This is a genomic window from Vibrio sp. DNB22_10_4 (genome assembly GCF_052879755.1).
This window is the reverse complement of sequence record NZ_JBNNXW010000011.1, coordinates 44,096-64,835: the sequence shown is the minus strand read 5'-3', so window position 1 is coordinate 64,835 and position 20,740 is coordinate 44,096. Positions and strand designations below refer to the sequence as shown.

The window sequence follows — 20,740 nt, the reverse complement described above, 5'->3', positions numbered from 1 at the left end:
GATACTTGAAAAATTCTTGGTTATGAAATTTTTTTGGAAAAATCTGAAATGGAAATTTTGGTCTGTCGTTATGGAGAGGTGAACGGCTAACAGGATGGGGAAACCAAAATGGCTATTTCAGTACACACTAACTACGCAAGTTTAGTGACGCAGAATACGCTGCAGTCAACGAACAGTGCGTTAACCAAATCTCTAGAGCGCCTATCTACGGGGTTTCGGATCAACTCGGCATCAGATGATGCGGCAGGGCTGCAAATAGCCAACCGCCTAGAAACTCAGAGTCGAGGCATGAACGTGGCGATGAGAAACTCTCAGGATGCTATTTCGATGCTACAAACAGCGGAAGGTGCAATGGATGAGATGACCAACATTGCCTACCGTATGAATGATTTGGCGCTTCAATCCGCCAACGGCACCAATACAGCGGCCGACAGAACGGCCATCAGCGCAGAGTTCTCGGCGTTGAAATCAGAGCTGAGCAATATTGTTAACAACACCAACTTCGGTGGACAAAAGTTGTTGTCTAGCGGTGGTGGCGCTTTTGAAGCAGCTACTGGTATTCGCTTCCAGATAGGCTCTACAGTTTCTGAAAAACTCAGTGCCAATATGAGTGCCAAGGTCTCCGCAGTTAATAGTGCGATTACAAGCTTGGGTACGGTCGGCACAGCTGCAGCTGCAACGGCGGCTGTCTCGGCACTTAGTAGTGGTGGGTTAATCGATGCCTTAGGCTCAGCGAGAGCAGAGTTTGGTTCTTATATTAATCGTTTAGACCATACGATTACCAACCTTGGCAATATGACCGAAAACGTTTCTACGGCTAAAGGCCGCATCATGGACACCGATTTTGCGTCAGAGTCGGGCATGATGAGTAAGCAGCAAATGTTGATGCAATCGGGTGCTTCGATGCTGAGTGCATCGAAAATGGTACCTCAACTAGCAATGAGTCTATTGGGTTAAGGAGCAATCTATGTCTATTTCAGTTCATACTAACTACGCCAGTCTAGTTACCCAAAATACGTTGCAATCCACGAACAGCGCATTGACTAAGTCTCTAGAGCGCTTGTCGACAGGTTTCAGAATCAACTCAGCTGCAGATGATGCCGCAGGTCTACAGATCGCAAATCGTCTTGAAACGCAAAGCCGAGGTATGAATGTGGCGATGCGAAACTCGCAAGATGCGATTTCAATGCTTCAGACAGCAGAAGGCGCTATGGATGAGATGACTAACATCGCATATCGCATGAATGACCTGGCCACACAGGCAGCTAACGGGACTAATACAACCGCAGACCGCACTGCCTTGAACTCTGAGTTTCAAGCACTTAAATCGGAGATGAACAATATCTTAGATAATACCAACTTTGGTGGTCAAAAGCTGCTCGCTAGCGGCTCTGGCTTTGAAGATGCTGCGATAAGCTTCCAGATTGGTGCCACGGTCGCTGAGAAGTTGTCTGTCGATGTGGCATCGGAAGTTGAAGCTCTGCACACTAAAGTGTCCGGGTTGGGGGCGTTATTGAATGCCAGTGCTGCGACAGCGATGTCAGCGCTAAATAGTGGTAGTACATCGTTGATATCAGCGTTAGGTACCGCACGTTCTGAATTTGGTGCTTATATCAATCGCCTAGACCATACCATCACCAACCTCGGTAATATGTCCGAAAACGTCTCAACGGCGAAAGGTCGAATTATGGATACCGACTTTGCCTCTGAGTCTGGAATGATGAGTAAACAGCAGATGTTAATGCAGTCTGGCGCCTCTATGTTGAGTGCGTCGAAAATGGTGCCGCAGCTTGCCATGAGCTTGCTGGGGTAAATTAAAACAGTGATCCGAAGGGTAGAGCTGTACCTTCGGAGTGACTGAGGATGGGACAATGAATGTCGATGCCGTGCAGTTAGCGACCAATTTCGCCACTTTGGATGTACAGCCATTTGAGCTGAGATATAGCCAAAAATTGTCGACGATCAGCTCGCAAACGTCGGCCATCAACCGAATCAAATCCGCGCTTCAAAAATTGGATGATCAAGCTTACGAGTTCACTAAGTTTGGTGCCACTTTGATGCAAAAGGCAACCACCACCAGCAGTGAAGATTACTTGTCAGTGACAACCGACTCGAGCGTCACAGACCTAGACCTCGATATCTTCGTTCACAAGTTAGCTCAAAACCATCAAATGATGGTGGATGTAAGCTCAACCGATCCTTCTGATGTGATGGCGTCGGATGGCGCTTTTACCGTGACTAACACCAAGTCAGGTGACGCGCAATCTATCAATATTATGGATGCAGACGGTGATGCCAGTGGTGATGTGACCTATACCGAATTTGTGACTTACTTCAATGGCCAATTTGAAGACTCAATGCAAGCCGTTATCGTTAAATCCCAAGGAGCGATGAAGGTACTGTTTAGCGCTGCTTCTGATGGTGAAGAAAATAATTTCACTTTGTCGACTGATGCGACGAGTGGTTGGGGAACCACGGATGTAGCCGCTGCGTCTGTGGTGCAAACTGGGCAAGATGCCGAGATTTCCATTGGTGGAGAAACTGGTGCCTTGTTTACCAATACCAGCAATACGTTTGAAGACTTGGTTTCCGGCGTTGATGTCACCTTAAAGAAAACGAATGCATCTGGCGATACCGTTACGAGCGTTCAGGTCAGTGATGACTTTTCGGCGACGCTAGATTCGCTTCAATCGTTTGTTGATGCTTATAACAGTGCAGTGAGTGAAATTACTAATTTGACTCAATCTGGGGGTGAGAGTGATGCGAGAGGGGTACTGGCTTCTGATTCAACCGTTCGCAACATCAAGAATCAATTGGCCTCGGTGATCAGAGAGGATTATGGCGGCGTTCGGCTATATGAAGTGGGCTTAGAGCTGGATAGAGATGGCAAACTTAGCCTCGATAGAGACAAGTTCGAAGAGGCGGCCAAAACACAAGATCTTGAAGCTCTGTTTACGGGAGATGATGGTGTATTTCAAGCGTTTGATACCACGCTTGAAACTTACCTGGATTTTTCAAATGGCTCTTTAAGCCGCCGCATCGATACACTGAACTCTGAAAAAAGCCGGATAAATGATGCACTCTCTGCACTCGATGCTAGGTACGAAACTTATTACAACCGATATCTCTCTCAATTTACTCAACTCAACGCCTTGAGCAGCGAGCTACAGTCCGTCTCTGGATTATTTACCGTGTAAGGAGTCACTTCATGTTATTAGGCAAACAACAGCAAGAAAACTACAGCAATGTTCAAGTGAATGCCAACGCGTCGGTGTCATCCAGTTTTGAGCTGATATGCATGCTTCACGAGCGATTGATTCAAGAGTTGGAGAGTGTGAAATACGCGATTGAAACCAAGGACATGGAGCTCAAAGCCAAGTCCTCGCAAAAGTGCATCGATATTTTGGTAGGTCTGGACGCATCCTTAGACCTTACTAGTGGCGAGGCGCTCATTCAAAACATTCACGCACTTTACGAACACGGCATTGCCACAGTATTTGAAGCCTCAAAAGAGATGCAACCAGAGCTTATTGATCAGTTCATCAAGGTTGTTTCTGACCTTAAAGAAGGGTGGGAAGGTGCCATGGAGTGGCTCGATGACGCTCAAAGCTAGTCAACTACGAGGGTTAGCGAGCAAGCTACAACAAGCGTTGGAGCAAAAAGACTTTGAGTCGATCGCCAAGTGGAACCAAGTTCTACTGCGAGTGCTACCGAGTATTGACCAACATGACGAACGCTATCACCTGACGGTTGTTAAAGTGAAACAAATCCACCAGCAATGTGCTCAGTTGGTAGATGTAGAACAAAGTGCTCTAAAACAACAAATTGAACACAATGCCAGTCTAAAAACGCGCGACAAAGCGTATGCCCAAACGCAAGTTAGGGCTAGGGAGTCATGATGCAATTACAGACTAATTCGCACGCTCAAGGAACTCTTTTTGCTGTGCTTGGCGCCATTGAAACATCCGTCTCTGGTTATCATGATTCTTCGTTTATGTATTCTTCCTTAGCGAACAGCAATCATTGGCACTCAGCGAAGGAGATCGGTAGCACGCAAATGACGCCATTAGCACAGTCATTTCAGACACTCTATAACACGTTAGAGCAACTTTCTTACTCTCTCGACGATGCTGGGGCTGATGCTGAGCTGTCATCTCTAATCACACAAGAAACTTCGAGTAACGAACTGGGCACTAGCGACCCCGATATACTACCAGAACTTAACCTCATCGCTCCTGAAGTGACGACTTTGAATCTGGCTCGTGAAGCGACAGCGACGTCCTTTTATATAACCGATAGTATGCCGAGCACTACTGGCCTTATTGAGAGTAATGACAGTGGCACCAGTATTGGTATTGAGAGCGCATTGCTTACCGGGGCACCTGCCCCCTCCGAGGTACTTAATGAGGGCGACAAAGCCGCGGTGAGTGAAACATCCCCACCATTAAGAACTAAGCTTTCTTCGGATGTGGCATTCGCGCTGGACAGTTCATTGTCGTACAGCAGTAGCTTAGTTGATGTTCCTGCTGTGAAAAACAGTGGTGAGACAGTTCTTCCGATCCAAGGGATATCGAGTCAACAAACATCAAACTCGAATGCAACCAAGTTAGTTCAGCGACTTCAAGGGGAAACCTTGTTCGCACCTTCCACTGACTCGCTTCGTGCAGAAGTGAATGTTCTGGCTCAGTACGCAAGCTCTATGCAAAGCCATACACCAAGCAGTTTGAAGGTTAATGAGGCAAGCTGGAAGGCCGTGGTTGGCCAGTTGCAGCCAATGAATAATCAGTCTGCTATTAACTCATCGACTAACACCTTAGGTGTATCAGCGGAGAGCTTCGCCTCAGCAATAGATAATCTGGGCAGCCGAGCCACATCAACCAATCTGGCGGTTGAAAAAAGCCTGCCTATAGAAGCGCAAAGACAAATCTACCAAGCAGTGAGGGATAAGGTTCAGCTCCAGGTTGATATGAACACTCAGGTGGCACGAATACGTTTTGATCCTCCAGAGCTTGGTCGTATGGAAATGGTGCTCCGAATTGAAGGTGACAAGTTGACCGTTCAAATGAGCGCGTCAGCGGCTACGACACGAGAAATTTTGATGGCGACTTCAGAGCGTCTTCGTCACGAGTTGGTAGCGCAAAATAGTGCTCTATCTGACGTGGAAGTGGCTCTCTCACAGCAACATCACTCTGCAAGCCCCGAGCAATACCTTCCTTCTTTTGCCGAGCAAGATTATGAGGACGGTTCTGGCGAAGAGTCGCCCAATGTGCCCGAGTACACGGCCTACATTGCGAGGGTGTAGTGATGATAAAAATAGCCGTGACGTTTCTAATCACACTCACTCTATGCCTTGCTGGCTTTGTACTTTATCAAAGCAACATGCTCTCAATGCAGGTGATTAGCGGTTGGTTTGGCTCTGAGGAGCCGGTGGATGTACCTTTAGAGCAGGTTGAAGTTCAGGTGGATAACGTGCTGGTACCCATCAATCTGGGTAACCGCCAAAGTTTATTGCTGCTGGATGTGTCACTGTTCACGCCCAGTAACAATGAGATCTACTTGAATGAGCAGCGCAGTCGAATCAAAAATCGAATCATTAAGAAATTTAGCGTTAAAGACAGGGAGTACTTTTTCAATAAAGAGTTTATCTATGTGATACAAGACGACCTCAAAGATGACCTATCCGAGGTAGCGTCTTTGCAGGTGGGCGATGTGCTCGTGACTAAGGCTGTGTTTCAGTAGGTGGCATGATGTTACTGCAACCTAAGTATCAACACACTCAAACCGAAGAGGAATCAAGCATTCAAGAGCTTGAGAAGTTGGTGTTGCAGAAAAACTTAAAGCTTATTAATGGGCTCTTGTACCAATACCGTTACGCCGTCGACGAAGGGACGTTTGAAGACTTACGCCAGACCGCCATGATGACCTTGGTCATTGAGCTGAGAAAGTTTGATCACGTTGCGAATGATGATTTTAGACGCGCGGTCGCAGTGAGGATCCGAGGTGAGTTGGTGGATGAACTTCGGCGGCGTGATTATATGGAGCGTGACAAGCGTCAGCTCGTCAACCGTATTAAGTTTGCCCAGCAGAAGCTAGTCCAGCAGCTTAACCGAGAGCCTACCACCGTTGAAGTTTGTCACTTTCTCGGTATCGAGGACAGTGACTTTCAAAAGGCCATGAGTCTGGTGGATGTATTTGATGATATTGAGCTGGAAAATGTGGTCACGGCAGTGCCGGAAACAGACCGACAGTTGCTGTTTGAGGAAGTCAGAGAGGTGCTAGAGACCTTGCCGGAAATGGAAAAACGAATTCTGTATCTGGTGTATGTCAAAAGTCTCAACACCAAAGAGGTGGCATTGGTACTCGATGTCAATGAAACCAAGGTGCATAGATTAAAGCATCGGGGGTTGGACATTCTGAAAAGCAGAATGAGGGAGAGTGACGCATGCAAAAGTTGATAGGTGTTGTCGTCGTACTCAGCGTCATTTTTGGTGGCTTTATTTTCCTAGGTGGTAAATTTGAGTTCATCTTTAAGTGGTCTGAAATCATTATTATTTTTGGTGCTGCCTTTGCGAGCTTATTAATGTCGACAACATCGGGCACGCTCAAGTTAATGACGCAGCAACTTGGGTTGGCTTTCCGAGCCACACCTTACAATAAAGACTACTACCAAGAGCTACTCTCTTTGATGTTTGAGCTTATCAATATTGCGCGGGTGCAAAACATTAAGGCTCTTGATATCCACGTAGAGAATCCGGACTCCAGTAAGATTTTTGCTAAGTATCCTATGGTGACTAAGGATACCTTGACCACTAATTTTATTATCGATTCGTTCAGGCAGGTGATCACCGGTAAGCAGTCACACCATCTACTTGAAGCGTTTTTAGAAGAAGAAATTGAGCACCTTGAAGACGAATACACCAAGCCGTCTGAAAAGCTGCATGCTACCGCTGAGGCAATGCCTGGGCTCGGCATCTTAGCGGCGGTGATGGGGATCATTTTAACCATGCAAGGCTTAGATGGTGAGATTTCTGAAATCGGTAAAAACATTGCAGCGGCATTGGTGGGAACCTTTACTGGTGTATTTGGTTGTTACTGTGTTTTAGGGCCAATGTCGAGCAGCATCAAGGATGTGTCAGAAAGTCAGGTTGCGCCACTGCAGTGCGTGAAATCGATATTGTCTGCTTACTCTCAAGGTCAGTCGGCGCACATGTGTGCTAACGCCGGTAGGAAAAATATTGAAACCCGCTATAAACCGTCGTTTGTTGAGCTGGAAAAAGCCGTAGAAGTGTTGCGTTCTCAGCCGTCTTAATGCAACAGAACCGCTCACAACCTAATCCCAACCAAGGGAGGAGCCGCTATGGAGCAGCCCATTGTTTTTGCCAGAAAAGGCCGCAAAAAACGTGATCCTCTGCAACATGGTGGCTGGAAGGTTGCGATGGCCGATTTGATGATCTCTCTAATGTGCTTGTTCTTGGTGCTGTGGATTTTACAAGTTGTCGATGTGGAAGATCAGAAGAAGCTGCTTAACTACTTTGCTTATGGTAACGATCCGATTCAGCATCATGGCACAACGGAAACCGGCGGTAACTCGGTGAATCCGCTGCCACTGCCTTCGGTCGCCACTTCTCATTACGATGCCGATCTGCATCGAATTAATGATACATCGGTATTGTCCGGTGAGTTTAACAGTCAACAAGAACTTGAAGTGCTCGCCGAGCGGGTTAAACAGCAGCTAAGCGGTATTGATGCGCTGGGTAGCGTAGCGGTTGTCATCACGCCGCAAGGTCTAAAACTGGTGATTGCTGATTCTGAAAAAGGGCCAATGTTTTATCGCGGAGGCGCTAAAGTCACACCGTTTTATCAAGACTTGTTACTCAGCTTGGCTCGGCTACTTTCCAGCATTGAGAACAAAATGATCATCACAGGTCACACCGATGCAAGCCGCTTTAAAGGTGGACGCACGACCAACTGGGAGCTATCGAGCAATCGAGCGAACAGTGCTCGTTATTATCTCGACAAAGGAGGGCTACAAGAACGACACATCTTTCAGGTATCCGGAATGAGCGATACGGCACCGATTGATCTCGATAACCCAAAGTCTGGCATCAATAGACGCATAGAGCTGTATATTTTGACCGCTGAAACTCTACGTCAGCTCAACAAAGTTTATAAAGAGTTTGCCGCGTTCAGTTTTAATGAGCAAAAGCCGCCTCTGAATGAGCAAGAGCTCGATTCTCTGATAGACAGTTCAAAGCAGCAGGCGATTCGAGAAGCGACAAGGAATCAGCCAATCACGCCTTTCGAGGTAATGAAACGCTATGACTAACCTAGTGATCCCCAGTACCAACATGCGTAAGTGCCTTGCGTGGCTCATTGTTGTTGATTATCTGTTGATCGCCTTTTATGTCTATCTGGCGACCAGCTTACTCTATTTCGATGTTTTCTTGATTGGCGTGCTGATTGCGGTCTACAACCTTCTTATGGTCACTTTTGTGGTGAAACAACCGGCGGGGTTTATTACGTTATCCCGTGACAAACACCTAGTATTACCGATTTGCTTTGCCGCATTCTTAGGGTCAGTGATTGTGGTCTTGACGGTGTTTTGGTGAAAAAAAGTTGGCTCAATTTCAAATAATTGTGCGACGTATGTTGTAAAAATGCCTGTCTCGGCCTATATTGTAATCGTAGTGTAATAAAAAGGAGATATTGCCTATGCATCAAGAAATGATTCAACCTACCAACCTTGGCGTTATTAGTCGCACTTGCCTTTTCTCTCTAGGTACAGTGATCGCAATTCTTGCGATGCTCTAATAACAATACTTCTTAGGGGACAGCCCAAACGCTTCGATTCACTGCATTCTCTGTATTTAGCAGTTACCGCAGACAGCAATCTTCGCAAATGGGCGTTCCTCTAGGCGAAGCCACACACAATACCCACACTTTTCGTTTCTTTTTTAAACCCTTCTAGTCGCTATACTCATATCAATTGTCTTTGATATCTCGTAATGAGACCGATATGCCGCTGCTAGATCGAATCGCGATTACTCACCGATACACAACCTTGCCTTCCGGCTTCTATCGCTATGTTTTGCCCACTCCCCTCGACAATCCAAGATGGGTGATTTGGAATCAACCACTTGCTGAACGGTTTGGCTTTCCCGGTAACGCTAATCAATCCTCTGAGCTTTTAAAAATTTTGTCTGGCACCTCCTTCGCTGAACAATTTAAACCATTAGCGATGAAATACGCTGGGCATCAGTTTGGCATCTACAATCCAGATTTAGGTGATGGACGAGGACTATTGCTTGGGGAGTTGATCTCGGACTCTGGCAGCGTATTCGATCTACATTTAAAAGGGGCAGGGCAAACGCCTTACTCACGCTCGGGAGACGGACGCGCAGTGCTGCGTTCAACCATTCGTGAGTATTTGTGTAGCGAGGCCATGGCAGGATTGGGCATTCCAACCACTCGTGCCCTTGGCATGATGGTCACAGATACGCCTGTGTATCGAGAGAAGGTTGAATCAGGCGCCTTACTACTTCGTCTGGCCGAGACCCATATTCGTTTTGGCCATTTTGAACACTTCTTTTATACCGAGCAGCACGATCACTTACAGCATTTAGCAGATAAAGTGATTGAGTGGCACTTCCCTCAATGCCAGCACACGAAGCAGCCATATCTTGCGATGTTCGAATGTATCGTTGCATTAACAGCCGACATGATTGCCCATTGGCAAGCAAAAGGATTTGCTCACGGGGTGATGAATACCGATAACATGTCGATACTCGGCCAAACCTTTGATTATGGCCCATTCGGATTTATGGACGATTATGAGCCAGGCTATATTTGTAATCATTCAGACTATCAAGGGCGTTATGCGTTCAATAATCAGCCCTCTATCGCTCTGTGGAATTTGACCGCTTTAGCGCAGGCGCTCACTCCTTTTATCGTGCGTGCAGATTTAGAGCGGGCACTTGAGCAGTTCACTCCAAGGCTTCAAAGCCAATACAGCACCTATATGCGCGCTAAGTTTGGCTTAGTTGAAAAATACCCAGAGGATGGTGCATTTTTTAATGATAGCTTCGCGTTCATGGAGTCGGAAGGTGTCGATTACACTCGTTTTTTTAGAGCTTTATCTTGTTTAGATAGCCATGATAGCGCTTCGATCATTGATTTGTTTGTCGATAGAACCAAGGCAGAGAAATGGCTCAGTGAGTACTTATTGCGCTGTGAAAAAGAGGCTCTCAAAACACCTGAGCGCTGTGAGCAGATGCGTAAAGCAAACCCGAAGTACATCCTGCGGAATTACTTGGCTCAGCAGGCCATCGATAAAGCCGAACAGGGGGACTTTTCACTCGTTCATACACTCGCAGATGTGTTAAAAACGCCTTATGATGAACAGCCCGAGTACAACCATTTGGCAAAACTTCCGCCTGAATGGGGCAAGAGAATGGCGATTAGCTGCTCTTCTTAATGTAGGTAAACGTTCAAATTGGGTACTTCCATGTCATTTTTGTGAACTTGAGCAAAACTAAGTAGTAAAATTTATAAACGAATCAATAATAACTCCTAGCTAAAACCCTTACACTGTAGAGATCGCAGTGCAGACTTAAGGGAACATAATGCAGGCTAAGACGCACATTTTAGTTGTGGATGATGACGAGGAAATCCGTCTATTACTTGAAGAGTATCTGACTAAAGCAGGCTTTCAAGTTTCAGGGGCGGAAGATGGCGTTGAGATGGAACTGTTCATCAAAGCCAAGGGGTATCCGGATCTCATTTTGCTAGATGTGATGTTACCTGGTGATGATGGTTTTACCCTATGTCAGCGAGTGAGACGCGAGTCCCAAGTGCCTATCATCATGTTGACCGCAGTATCCGATGAAACCGATCAGATCATTGGCCTTGAGATTGGTGCTGATGACTACATCGCCAAGCCGTTCAGTCCAAGACAGTTAATGGCTCGCATTAAAGCTTTGTTACGCCGCGCGCATATTCATGAAGATAAGCATGATGATACGCCGCCAAGAACCATAGACTTTGGTGATTGGCACCTCGACACTATTGCTCACCGAATGACGAATAGAGCTAATGGGCGCAGCCACGATCTTTCCGGTAGTGATTTTGCGCTGTTGATGCTGTTTCTATCGCGTCCGAATGAAATTCTTGACCGAGATACCATCTCTTTTGCCACGCGCGGCCGTGAAGCGCTGCCTTATGAACGTGGGATTGATGTTCAATTGAGCCGTATTCGTAATCGTCTTGGAACCAGCAAAGCGTTTCCTCACTATATCAAAACCATGCGTGGTAATGGTTACATCCTTTCAGTGCCTGTGGAATACGGTCAATAATTCATGTCTAGAACACGCTGGTTCAAGCGATTGAGCCCGAACTCTCTGGTCGCTCGAACGCTACTGCTGACTCTGCTTGCAGTTTTTTGCTCTCAGAGTGTTCTGACTGCCATTTGGTATCAGAAAACCAAGCAGGATGAACTCTCTGGTATTCGCGATACGTCAGCCAGCATGGCGACTATGTTTGCTTCTACCGTGACCTTTTTTCAAAAGTTACCGATTAAGTACCGTCATATCGTGCTGGATCAAATCCGTAATATGGGGGGAACTCGTTTCTTTGTTTCCTTTAACCATGAAGAGCTGTTGGTTGAGCCCATTCCAGATACGCCGCTAAAAGAAGCGGCGATGATGTCGGTGAAAAGGGTGCTGATTGATAAGCTTCCAACCATCGAAGCGGTCAAAGTGGATTTCTCAAAGGCTGAGAATCTCAGGTTGCTTAAAAACGATATTTTTCTTAATGATTTACCGAGGTCGTGGGCTCACCATACGTTGACCTTGGGACCGCTAGATCCACCGATTTTGGTAGTACAGCTCAAGCTTAAGAAAGGTGAGTGGATTTATATTGCGGCTTTGCTGCCTTCCCCTTACATGCAGCTCGATGATCAGTTTTTCTCTAAAGATCAGTTGGTGTTTTTGGTTATTTTTACCTCACTGATGCTGCTTCTGACATTTTTGCTCGTGCGAGCGCAAGTGAAACCACTGAAACGTTTGGCGAAAGCCGCCAATGAAATGAGCATGGATATTGATCAGTCGCCACTCAAAGAAGAGGGTGCAACAGAGCTGGTTACCGCAACGCGGGCATTTAATCGCATGCAAACCCGGATTAGAAAATATGTATCTGACAGAGAGCATTTATTTTCTTCCATCTCCCATGACTTAAAAACGCCTATTACCCGCTTGAGGCTTCGCGCTGAACTGCTTGATGATGATGCCAAGCGTCACAAGTTCAACCAAGATCTTGATGATTTAGAGATGATGGTTAAAGGTGCTTTGCAGTGTGTGCGCGATACGGACTTGCATGAGAACAATGACTTTGTCGATCTCAATGAGATGATCAGAAACGTCTCGGAAACCTACAATCAGGTGCACACGCAAGTGAGTTTTACGGCGCTGCAAATGGAGCCAGTGGTACTTAAACCTTTGGCGATTAAGCGTGTGTTAACCAACCTCATCGACAATGCAGTGAAGTACGGTAAGCATGCTTTTGTATCCATCGAAGAGAATCCGACATGGATCGTTGTCACAATTCTAGACAAAGGTAACGGCATTCCAGAAGCGCAATTAGAAGCGGTTTTTGAGCCTTATACTCGTCTCGCGAATGATAAAGATGGGCACGGTTTAGGTCTTGGAATTTGCCGCAACATCTTGCACGGCCTGGGCGGAGACCTTGTGCTACAAAATTCAGAGCAAGGTGGTTTAGAGGTGAAAGTCTATATTCCACCTAATTTAGAAGCTTAGTGATAGATTTCACAGTGTAACATCCTTGTTACTTTGAGTTAACAGTTTGTTGCAATGAGGATTGCTGGTTTTTTCTACACTGTGTATCGAACAGGGGCAAGAATAGCCCTTTGTCTAATCCAATACATGGAAGATAACAATGAAAATGAATAAAACCCTACTGACTCTATCCCTCGCTGCTGCCACCCTACCTTCGCTGTCTAGTGCTGGTGAAGTGGAAGTCCTTCACTGGTGGACCTCTGGTGGTGAGGCGAAATCCGTACAAGAGCTGAAAGCGATGCTAGAAGAGCAAGGTCACTCTTGGAAAGACTTTGCTGTTGCAGGCGGTGGCGGTGAAAGTGCAATGACGGTACTTAAGACGCGCGCAGTGTCTGGTAACCCACCTTCAGCGGCACAAATCAAAGGTCATGACATTCAGGAGTGGGGCGGCTTGGGCTTCCTAACTAACCTTGACAGCGTGGCACAATCTGGCGGCTGGGATCAAAGTGTTCCTAGCATGGTGACTGACATCATGAAATTCAATGGTGAGTACGTAGCAGTGCCTGTCAACGTCCACCGTGTTAACTGGCTTTGGGCTAACCCAGAAGTTCTGCAAAAAGCTGGTGTTGAAGTGCCGAAAACGCTGGATGACTTTTTTGCTGCAGCAGAGAAAATCAAAGCCGCAGGTTTTATCCCTCTCGCACACGGTGGCCAGCCATGGCAAGACGCAACCGTATTTGAAGCGGTTGCGCTAGATGTACTAGGTTCCGATGGCTATCGTAAAGCGTTCGTTGACCTAGACATGGACACGCTATCGGGTGACAAGATGGTAGAAGTCTTCACCAAGTTCCAAAAAGTGCATGACTACATCGATGCGAACTCTCCAGGTCGTGACTGGAACGTTGCAACCTCGATGGTTATCAATGGTGAAGCGGCAATGCAGATCATGGGTGACTGGGCGAAAGGTGAGTTCACTGCTGCTGGCAAGGTACCGGGTAAAGACTATATCTGTGCTCCAGCTCCGGGTACAGATGGCCAGTTCACACACAACGTCGATAGCTTCGCATTCTTTGAAATCAAAGATGAAAGCAATGTAGCGGCGCAAAAAGCGCTAGCAGCAACAATCTTGGATAAGAAGTTCCAAGAAGTGTTCAACCTCAACAAGGGTTCCATCCCAGTTCGTACCGATATGGACATGAGCGCGTTTGACCAATGTGCTCTGGACTCAATGGCGAGCTTCAAAGCAACGGCGAAAACCGGTGATCTTGTACCGAGTATGGCTCATGGCATGTCGACGACCAGTTACGCTCAAGGTGCTATCTACGACGTAGTCACAAACTTCTTTAATGATCCAAAAGCGGATCCAAAAGAAGCAGCACAAAAGCTAGCGAAAGCAGTTAAAGCGGCTATCTAGTCACTTCCTCCTAAACTAAGCGTTAAAGCTGACTCTCTCCCTTGAATTAGGGAGAGAGCGGTGCCTTGCACCCTTAGCGCTTGCTCAATTCCGAAAGCAGTTATCAGTAAGGAAAAGTTATGGAGCAGGCTTTGAATGCACAAGACTCGAATAAGCAGTCCGCACCAAAACTCAGCTTGGTAGATCGCCTTCAAAATTGGCTACCCAAAATAGTCATGGCACCCACCATGCTGGTTACCGTAGTGTGTATCTACGGGTTCATCTTTTGGACCGCGGCGATCTCATTAACCAACTCGCGTTTTCTCCCCTCGTTTAACTTTGTCGGCTTTACTCAGTATGAGAAGCTGATGGAGAACGACCGTTGGATCACTTCTATTACCAATCTTGGTATTTTTGGCGTGTTGTTCATGCTAATTGCGATTGTCCTCGGTGTGGGACTCGCAATATTGCTTGACCAAAATATCCGCCAAGAAGGCGCAATTCGTACTATCTACCTCTACCCGATGGCACTCTCTTTCATTGTCACAGGTACGGCGTGGAAATGGATCTTAAACCCAGGTCTCGGCATCGAAAAACTCATGCATGACTGGGGTTTCGAAAACTTTAAGTTTGATTGGCTGGTCAACTCCGATATGGCGGTTTATACCCTAGTGATAGCGGCGGTTTGGCAATCATCTGGCTTTGTGATGGCGATGTTTCTAGCCGGGCTTCGCGGTATTGATTCGTCGATCATTAAAGCGGCGCAAATCGATGGTGCAAATTTGCCAACTATCTATTGGAAAATCATTCTGCCTTGTCTGCGCCCGGTGTTCTTTAGTGCAGTCATCATTACGTCTCACATCGCCATCAAGAGCTTCGACTTGGTGACTGCGATGACCGCAGGCGGCCCTGGTTACTCCTCTGACTTACCAGCACTCTTCATGTACGCACACTCATTTACTCGTGGTCAGGTTGGTCTCGGCGCAGCGAGTGCCATGATGATGCTCGCAGGGATATTGGCGATTTTGGTTCCGTACTTGTACTCAGAACTTAGGGAGAAGAAATCATGAATACGTCGATGAATCTCTCAAGACTTTTTATCTACTCGGCGTTGACCTTCTTCTGCTTGGTATACTTGATGCCATTGTTTGTCATGGCCATTACGTCATTTAAGACGCTGCCTGATATTAAAGCCGGCAACCTGATGTCGCTACCAACAGAGTGGGTATTTGACGCATGGAGTAAAGCATGGAGTAGCGCTTGTACTGGCGTGAAATGTGAAGGGGTGAAGAGCTATTTCTGGAACTCATTCCAAATGGTGATCCCGGCCGTGGCAATATCAACCTTGCTTGGTGCGTTCAACGGTTACGTGATCACTAAGTGGAAGTTTCGAGGCTCTGATCTGTTTTTCAGCTTGCTACTGTTCGGGTGCTTTATTCCATTCCAAGTAATCTTGCTACCAATGGCGGCGCTACTTGGAAAGCTAGGTCTCGCGAACACAACTGCGGGTTTGGTAGCGGTACACGTTATCTATGGCATGGCCTTTACGACACTGTTCTTCCGTAACTTCTACATTGCGGTGCCAGATGAGCTTGTCAAGGCGGCCAAACTCGATGGTGCGGGCTTCTTCACTATCTTCTTTAAAATCCTGCTGCCACTTTCGACACCTATCATTATGGTGACAGTGATTTGGCAGTTCACCTCCATATGGAATGACTTCTTATTCGGGGTTGTCTATTCAGGCTCAGAGACGCAACCGATAACGGTGGCACTCAACAACTTGGTCAACACGAGTACGGGTGTCAAAGAGTACAACGTTGATATGGCCGCTGCGATCATCGCTGCGTTGCCAACGCTGGTGGTCTACGTACTGGCAGGGAAGTATTTTGTTCGCGGTCTCACTGCGGGTTCAGTAAAAGGATAATCAACATGGCAACATTAGAACTTAAACAGATCCGCAAAACCTATCGCAACGCGGACAATGAAACCCTTAAAGGTATCGATATCAGTATCGACTCCGGTGAGTTCCTTATCCTTGTAGGGCCGTCGGGCTGCGGTAAATCGACCTTGATGAACACCATTGCGGGTCTTGAGGATATCAGTGCAGGAGAAATCGTGATTGATGGTCGCGATGTCGCTCAGGTGCAGCCAAAAGATCGCGATATCGCTATGGTGTTTCAATCTTACGCTCTTTACCCAAACATGACGGTACGTGGCAACATCGCCTTCGGTCTAAAAATTCGCAAGATGCCCCAAGAGCAAATTGATGCCGAAGTTAATCGCGTTGCTGAGATGCTACAAATCGACCATCTTCTTGACCGCAAACCATCACAGCTTTCGGGTGGCCAAAGACAAAGGGTCGCGATGGGCCGAGCGCTCGCTCGACGTCCAAAGCTCTACTTGTTTGATGAGCCGCTGTCTAACCTAGATGCGAAACTGCGTGTTGAGATGCGCCATCAGATCAAACGTCTCCATCAGCAGTTAAATACGACGATTGTGTATGTAACACATGACCAAATCGAAGCAATGACGCTCGCTGATCGCATCGCAGTCATGAAAGACGGTGAGTTGCAGCAATTGGGCACACCCAAAGAGATCTATAACGAGCCAAACAATATGTTTGTCGCAGGATTTATGGGTTCACCATCGATGAACTTCATCAAGACACGTGTTGATTTGGATGAGAATGATAAGCCGATTATTCGTGTGTTCTCCGGTGACAATCAGCAGCACGTCGTTGCTCTGCCTGACTCATTACGTCCACAAGACGGCAATGAGATTGTGATTGGTCTGCGTCCTGAACACATCACCGAAAAGCTGGAAGAAGAGACGGCCGTTGCGACTCAAGTGAACCTTAAGCTGGAAGTACTGGAGCCAACAGGGCCTGATGTCATCGCTATGGTTAAGGTCAATGACCAAGAAGTCGCGTGTCGTTTGTCTCCTGAGTTTGATGCCAGTGTGGGTCAAGTAGCGCCGCTGTACTTTGATATGTCTAAGGCGGTGTTTTTTGATGCTGTGACTGAGGAGAGGTTGTTGGTGTAGGGCTGTGGGGCTTGATGCTTCGCGTTTTAAATCAGTTAAAAGCAAGAAGAGCACCCCCCTCTAACTCCCCCTTATAAAGGGGGAGAACAATAGGCTAGCTCCTATCGTCGCATCGCTAATTATTCAGTTCAGGCGATGCGGCAGCGAGCCGTCTGTTCCTCCCCTTAATAAGGGGAGGCTAGGAGGGGTGCTCTTCTTTTTTCTCTACTCTCCCCACCAAAACTTTTCGGCCATTTCCCACCAATCCCCCATCTCCCAATGTGTCACTTTCCACCCATCCCCCAACCCCAGAATCATTTCTTTTTACTCTCTGTGAATCTATGTTGTTGAAAAGTAACAAATTTAAAACCCTGGCACCCTTATTGCTCCTTAATGCCCATCAGTACCCATAGACGGGACTGCATCAATCCAAAGGAGAATAATAATGTTAAAGCCTCTATCCCTACTGTCTGTCTCTGCTCTTGCACTTGTTAGCTTCAATGCCGCTGCGAACTGTGACCCGGGTGAAATCGTCATCAAGTTCAGTCATGTAACCAATACGGACAAGCACCCGAAAGGTATCGCTGCGTCATTGCTCGAAGAGCGTGTGAATACTGAGATGAACGGTAAAGCGTGTATGCAGGTATTCCCCAACTCGACACTGTACGATGACAACAAAGTTCTCGAAGCCCTTTTGAACGGCGATGTTCAACTTGCCGCTCCTTCACTTTCTAAATTCGAGAAGTTTACTAAGAAATACCGCATCTTCGATTTGCCATTCTTGTTTGAAAACGTGGAAGCGGTGGATCGTTTCCAAAACTCAGAATCGGGTGAACAACTGAAAAATGCGATGAAACGTCGCGGCCTGCAAGGACTTGCGTTTTGGCATAACGGCATGAAACAGATGTCGGCGAACAAGCCGCTTTTGGTACCGAGTGATGCGAAAGATCTGAAGTTCCGTGTTCAAGCATCAGACGTACTGGTTGCGCAGTTTGAGCAGTTGGGTGCTAACCCTCAGAAAATGTCGTTCAAAGAAGTGTATGGCGGCCTGCAAACTAAGGTTATTGATGGTCAGGAGAATACTTGGTCAAACATATACGGTAAGAAATTCTTCGAAGTACAGGACGGTGTTACAGAAACCAACCACGGCATTCTTGATTACCTAGTCGTGACTTCTCGTGAATTCTGGGATGGCATGCCAGAAGACACCCGTAAGCAGTTTGCACAAATCCTAAAAGAAGTGACTGACACCCGTAATGCTGAGTCAACCAAGGTAAACCTAGCCAACAAGAACAACATTGTTGAGTCGGGCGGTGTGGTGCGTACTCTAACGCCAGAGCAACGTCAGCAATGGGTAGAAGCGCTTCAACCAGTATGGCAGAAGTTTGAGAAAGACATCGGCTCTGATCTTATCGAAGCGGCGCTAGCGTCTAACCAACAATAACCATTAAGTCGTACATGGCCTCACCGGATGTGAGGCCATCTCCCTGTCCCAATTATTACAAAAGCGATGTATCACATGGAACAGTCTCTTATTTCTCGTATTGGTAAGGTCACCGATGCCTTTGAAGAAACGCTGATCGCGTTCTTTCTTGGTGCGATGACGCTGTTGACCTTTGCCAATGTTATTTCTCGTTATGTGTTTAACGACAACATTTTGTGGGCACTTGAACTGACCGTCTTTATGTTCGCCTGGATGGTGCTGGTTGGTGCGTCCTACGGTGTGAAGAAACACTTCCATATCGGTGTGGATGTGGTGATCAATATGGTGTCGGAGAAGCACCGTAAGCTGTTTGCTATCTTGTCTGTTTTGGCTTGTCTAACATTCTCTGTCCTACTTCTCATCGGCTCATGGAACTATTGGTATCCGTTTGTCACCGAGAGAGCTTGGTATGAAACCGATGATATCCCTATGCCTGAAATGTTCCAGTTCTTAGCTGATTGGCTTAATGAAGGTGAGCGTTATGAAAAAATGCCTCGATTTATCCCCTATATGGCGCTTCCTATTGGCATGGCATTGCTGACTTTCCGATTTGCTCAGGCGGCCTACCAAATCTTTAGTGGAAAACTGGATCGACTAATCGCAGGCCATGAAGCGGAAGAGGATTTAGAAGCACTAAAAGCTGAGATGCAAGATAACGCGTTTGATAACGTCAAGGACAAGGATAAATAAGCATGGACATTCTATTACTCTTTTTGATGGTGATAGGCTTTATGCTTATCGGGGTGCCGATCGCGGTATCACTTGGCCTATCGAGTATTCTATTTCTTTTGATGCATTCAGACGCATCATTGGCGTCGGTGGCGCAAACCCTGTTTAATGCATTTGCCGGTCACTACACACTACTGGCGATTCCCTTCTTTATTTTGGCATCCAGTTTTATGTCCACGGGCGGTGTGGCGAAACGAATTATCCGCTTTGCGATTGCAATGGTAGGCTGGTTCCGTGGTGGTCTTGCGATGGCATCGGTGGTGGCTTGTATGATGTTTGCGGCTCTGTCTGGCTCGTCGCCAGCGACGGTGGTCGCCATCGGTAGTATCGTAATCGCAGGTATGATTAAAAACGGCTACACCAAGGAGTTTGCCGCAGGGGTTATCTGTAACGCGGGCACTTTAGGTATCCTTATTCCACCTTCCATTGTTATGGTGGTCTATGCGGCTGCAACCGATGTGTCAGTAGGCCGTATGTTCCTTGGCGGCGTTATTCCTGGGCTACTAGCGGGTCTCATGTTGATGATCGCCATCTACATTGCCGCAAAAGTAAAAGGGCTTCCCAAGCAGCCATTTGTGGGCTGGAAAGAGGTGTTTGATTCTGCCCGTGAGGCGAGTTGGGGTTTGTTGCTGGTAGTCATCATTCTTGGTGGTATCTACGGCGGGGTATTCACCCCTACGGAAGCAGCGGCAGTGGCAGCGGTTTACTCGTTCCTGATTGCCAATTTTATCTACAAAGATATGGGGCCGTTTGCGGATAAAGAAAATACTAAGCCAGTGCTTATTAAAGTGTTTGAGACCTTTGTGCACAAAGACACCAAACACACGCTTTTTGAAGCGGGCAAGCTCACCATCATGCTGCTGTTTATCATCGCTAACGCACTGATCCTTAAGCACGTGCTGACTGAAGAACGTATTCCACAGATGATAACCGAATCCATGTTATCTGCGGGCTTGGGACCTATTACCTTCCTGATTGTGGTGAACGTTCTGTTGCTTATTGGTGGTCAGTTTATGGAACCGTCAGGCCTACTGATTATTGTGGCACCCTTGGTGTTCCCAATTGCTATCGCGCTTGGCATCGATCCTATTCATCTAGGGATTATGATGGTAGTGAATATGGAAATAGGCATGATAACGCCACCTGTTGGGCTCAACTTGTTTGTGACGGCGGGCGTGGCGAAGATGTCGATGATGGGCGTAGTGAAAGCCGCACTGCCATGGGTGGCCGTGATGTTCTTGTTCCTGATTATCGTGACTTACGTGCCTTGGGTGTCAACTTGGTTACCAACGACCTTGATGGGCCCGGAAATCATCACCAAGTAAG

21 protein-coding genes are annotated in these 20,740 nt (G+C 47.0%); all 21 read left to right on the top strand.

Annotated features, from left to right (window positions below):
* Positions 1 to 108 precede the first annotated feature (108 nt).
* Entirely contained in the window at positions 109 to 957 is an 849-nt protein-coding gene (gene lafA / locus ACVA6Q_RS19580) for a lateral flagellin LafA (RefSeq protein WP_446648632.1), read from the top strand.
* 10 nt (positions 958 to 967) lie between these two features.
* A complete protein-coding gene (gene lafA / locus ACVA6Q_RS19575) occupies positions 968 to 1,813 on the top strand; it encodes a lateral flagellin LafA (RefSeq protein WP_112462293.1) in 846 nt (281 codons plus the stop codon).
* Between the two features lie 58 nt (positions 1,814 to 1,871).
* Positions 1,872 to 3,197 (top strand): flagellar filament capping protein FliD, encoded by a 1,326-nt coding sequence (gene fliD, locus ACVA6Q_RS19570; protein WP_446648631.1) that lies wholly within the window; start codon positions 1,872 to 1,874, stop codon positions 3,195 to 3,197.
* A gap of 11 nt (positions 3,198 to 3,208) precedes the next feature.
* Positions 3,209 to 3,613 (top strand): flagellar export chaperone FliS, encoded by a 405-nt coding sequence (locus ACVA6Q_RS19565; RefSeq protein WP_446648630.1) that lies wholly within the window; start codon positions 3,209 to 3,211, stop codon positions 3,611 to 3,613.
* Positions 3,597 to 3,899 carry a hypothetical protein gene (locus ACVA6Q_RS19560; protein WP_446648629.1) on the top strand — a complete coding sequence of 101 codons (303 nt, stop codon included), beginning with the start codon at positions 3,597 to 3,599 and terminating at the stop codon, positions 3,897 to 3,899. The genes ACVA6Q_RS19565 and ACVA6Q_RS19560 overlap by 17 nt, the downstream gene beginning before the upstream one ends.
* Entirely contained in the window at positions 3,899 to 5,302 is a 1,404-nt protein-coding gene (locus tag ACVA6Q_RS19555) for a flagellar hook-length control protein FliK (RefSeq protein WP_446648628.1), read from the top strand. The genes ACVA6Q_RS19560 and ACVA6Q_RS19555 overlap by 1 nt, the downstream gene beginning before the upstream one ends.
* A 2-nt stretch (positions 5,303 to 5,304) precedes the next feature.
* On the top strand, positions 5,305 to 5,739 hold the full coding sequence (locus tag ACVA6Q_RS19550; RefSeq protein WP_446648627.1) for a flagellar biosynthesis sigma factor: 435 nt from the start codon (positions 5,305 to 5,307) through the stop codon (positions 5,737 to 5,739).
* A gap of 5 nt (positions 5,740 to 5,744) precedes the next feature.
* A complete protein-coding gene (locus tag ACVA6Q_RS19545) occupies positions 5,745 to 6,455 on the top strand; it encodes a sigma-70 family RNA polymerase sigma factor (RefSeq protein ID WP_446648626.1) in 711 nt (236 codons plus the stop codon).
* A complete protein-coding gene (motA, locus tag ACVA6Q_RS19540; RefSeq protein ID WP_446648625.1) occupies positions 6,443 to 7,309 on the top strand; it encodes a flagellar motor stator protein MotA in 867 nt (288 codons plus the stop codon). The genes ACVA6Q_RS19545 and motA overlap by 13 nt, the downstream gene beginning before the upstream one ends.
* A gap of 48 nt (positions 7,310 to 7,357) precedes the next feature.
* Positions 7,358 to 8,326, top strand: a complete 969-nt coding sequence (locus ACVA6Q_RS19535; RefSeq protein WP_446648624.1) for an OmpA family protein — start codon at positions 7,358 to 7,360, stop codon at positions 8,324 to 8,326.
* Positions 8,319 to 8,609, top strand: a complete 291-nt coding sequence (locus tag ACVA6Q_RS19530; RefSeq protein ID WP_353498106.1) for a hypothetical protein — start codon at positions 8,319 to 8,321, stop codon at positions 8,607 to 8,609. Before ACVA6Q_RS19535 ends, ACVA6Q_RS19530 begins: the two co-directional genes overlap by 8 nt.
* 407 nt (positions 8,610 to 9,016) lie before the next feature.
* The gene (locus ACVA6Q_RS19525) at positions 9,017 to 10,474 is read left to right on the top strand and encodes a protein adenylyltransferase SelO (RefSeq protein ID WP_353498107.1); all 1,458 of its coding nucleotides are present in this window, start codon (positions 9,017 to 9,019) and stop codon (positions 10,472 to 10,474) included.
* Positions 10,475 to 10,622: 148 nt separating this feature from the next.
* Positions 10,623 to 11,351 carry a response regulator transcription factor gene (locus ACVA6Q_RS19520; RefSeq protein WP_353498108.1) on the top strand — a complete coding sequence of 243 codons (729 nt, stop codon included), beginning with the start codon at positions 10,623 to 10,625 and terminating at the stop codon, positions 11,349 to 11,351.
* Between the two features lie 3 nt (positions 11,352 to 11,354).
* Positions 11,355 to 12,809, top strand: coding sequence for an ATP-binding protein (locus tag ACVA6Q_RS19515; protein ID WP_446648623.1), 1,455 nt, complete (start codon positions 11,355 to 11,357; stop codon positions 12,807 to 12,809).
* Between the two features lie 139 nt (positions 12,810 to 12,948).
* Positions 12,949 to 14,202, top strand: coding sequence for an ABC transporter substrate-binding protein (locus ACVA6Q_RS19510; RefSeq protein ID WP_042498997.1), 1,254 nt, complete (start codon positions 12,949 to 12,951; stop codon positions 14,200 to 14,202).
* Positions 14,203 to 14,321: 119 nt separating this feature from the next.
* A complete protein-coding gene (locus ACVA6Q_RS19505; protein WP_353498111.1) occupies positions 14,322 to 15,251 on the top strand; it encodes a carbohydrate ABC transporter permease in 930 nt (309 codons plus the stop codon).
* A complete protein-coding gene (locus tag ACVA6Q_RS19500; protein WP_353498112.1) occupies positions 15,248 to 16,105 on the top strand; it encodes a carbohydrate ABC transporter permease in 858 nt (285 codons plus the stop codon). Before ACVA6Q_RS19505 ends, ACVA6Q_RS19500 begins: the two co-directional genes overlap by 4 nt.
* Before the next feature lie 5 nt (positions 16,106 to 16,110).
* Positions 16,111 to 17,223 carry an ABC transporter ATP-binding protein gene (locus ACVA6Q_RS19495; RefSeq protein ID WP_429761185.1) on the top strand — a complete coding sequence of 371 codons (1,113 nt, stop codon included), beginning with the start codon at positions 16,111 to 16,113 and terminating at the stop codon, positions 17,221 to 17,223.
* Between the two features lie 424 nt (positions 17,224 to 17,647).
* Positions 17,648 to 18,646 carry a TRAP transporter substrate-binding protein gene (locus ACVA6Q_RS19490; RefSeq protein WP_446648622.1) on the top strand — a complete coding sequence of 333 codons (999 nt, stop codon included), beginning with the start codon at positions 17,648 to 17,650 and terminating at the stop codon, positions 18,644 to 18,646.
* 75 nt (positions 18,647 to 18,721) lie between these two features.
* The gene (locus ACVA6Q_RS19485) at positions 18,722 to 19,375 is read left to right on the top strand and encodes a TRAP transporter small permease (protein ID WP_446648621.1); all 654 of its coding nucleotides are present in this window, start codon (positions 18,722 to 18,724) and stop codon (positions 19,373 to 19,375) included.
* Between the two features lie 2 nt (positions 19,376 to 19,377).
* Complete coding sequence (locus tag ACVA6Q_RS19480) at positions 19,378 to 20,739, top strand: TRAP transporter large permease (RefSeq protein ID WP_112462278.1); 1,362 nt, start codon at positions 19,378 to 19,380, stop codon at positions 20,737 to 20,739.
* Position 20,740 lies beyond the last annotated feature (1 nt).

Bases quoted from the DNA above. Each gene is read 5' to 3' on its own strand.
- lafA (WP_446648632.1), top strand. From the start codon at position 109: ATGGCTATTTCAGTACACACTAACTACGCAAGTTTAGTGACGCAGAAT.
- lafA (WP_112462293.1), top strand. From the start codon at position 968: ATGTCTATTTCAGTTCATACTAACTACGCCAGTCTAGTTACCCAAAAT.
- fliD (WP_446648631.1), top strand. From the start codon at position 1,872: ATGAATGTCGATGCCGTGCAGTTAGCGACCAATTTCGCCACTTTGGAT.
- ACVA6Q_RS19565 (WP_446648630.1), top strand. From the start codon at position 3,209: ATGTTATTAGGCAAACAACAGCAAGAAAACTACAGCAATGTTCAAGTG.
- ACVA6Q_RS19560 (WP_446648629.1), top strand. From the start codon at position 3,597: ATGACGCTCAAAGCTAGTCAACTACGAGGGTTAGCGAGCAAGCTACAA.
- ACVA6Q_RS19555 (WP_446648628.1), top strand. From the start codon at position 3,899: ATGCAATTACAGACTAATTCGCACGCTCAAGGAACTCTTTTTGCTGTG.
- ACVA6Q_RS19550 (WP_446648627.1), top strand. From the start codon at position 5,305: ATGATAAAAATAGCCGTGACGTTTCTAATCACACTCACTCTATGCCTT.
- ACVA6Q_RS19545 (WP_446648626.1), top strand. From the start codon at position 5,745: ATGATGTTACTGCAACCTAAGTATCAACACACTCAAACCGAAGAGGAA.
- motA (WP_446648625.1), top strand. From the start codon at position 6,443: ATGCAAAAGTTGATAGGTGTTGTCGTCGTACTCAGCGTCATTTTTGGT.
- ACVA6Q_RS19535 (WP_446648624.1), top strand. From the start codon at position 7,358: ATGGAGCAGCCCATTGTTTTTGCCAGAAAAGGCCGCAAAAAACGTGAT.
- ACVA6Q_RS19530 (WP_353498106.1), top strand. From the start codon at position 8,319: ATGACTAACCTAGTGATCCCCAGTACCAACATGCGTAAGTGCCTTGCG.
- ACVA6Q_RS19525 (WP_353498107.1), top strand. From the start codon at position 9,017: ATGCCGCTGCTAGATCGAATCGCGATTACTCACCGATACACAACCTTG.
- ACVA6Q_RS19520 (WP_353498108.1), top strand. From the start codon at position 10,623: ATGCAGGCTAAGACGCACATTTTAGTTGTGGATGATGACGAGGAAATC.
- ACVA6Q_RS19515 (WP_446648623.1), top strand. From the start codon at position 11,355: ATGTCTAGAACACGCTGGTTCAAGCGATTGAGCCCGAACTCTCTGGTC.
- ACVA6Q_RS19510 (WP_042498997.1), top strand. From the start codon at position 12,949: ATGAAAATGAATAAAACCCTACTGACTCTATCCCTCGCTGCTGCCACC.
- ACVA6Q_RS19505 (WP_353498111.1), top strand. From the start codon at position 14,322: ATGGAGCAGGCTTTGAATGCACAAGACTCGAATAAGCAGTCCGCACCA.
- ACVA6Q_RS19500 (WP_353498112.1), top strand. From the start codon at position 15,248: ATGAATACGTCGATGAATCTCTCAAGACTTTTTATCTACTCGGCGTTG.
- ACVA6Q_RS19495 (WP_429761185.1), top strand. From the start codon at position 16,111: ATGGCAACATTAGAACTTAAACAGATCCGCAAAACCTATCGCAACGCG.
- ACVA6Q_RS19490 (WP_446648622.1), top strand. From the start codon at position 17,648: ATGTTAAAGCCTCTATCCCTACTGTCTGTCTCTGCTCTTGCACTTGTT.
- ACVA6Q_RS19485 (WP_446648621.1), top strand. From the start codon at position 18,722: ATGGAACAGTCTCTTATTTCTCGTATTGGTAAGGTCACCGATGCCTTT.
- ACVA6Q_RS19480 (WP_112462278.1), top strand. From the start codon at position 19,378: ATGGACATTCTATTACTCTTTTTGATGGTGATAGGCTTTATGCTTATC.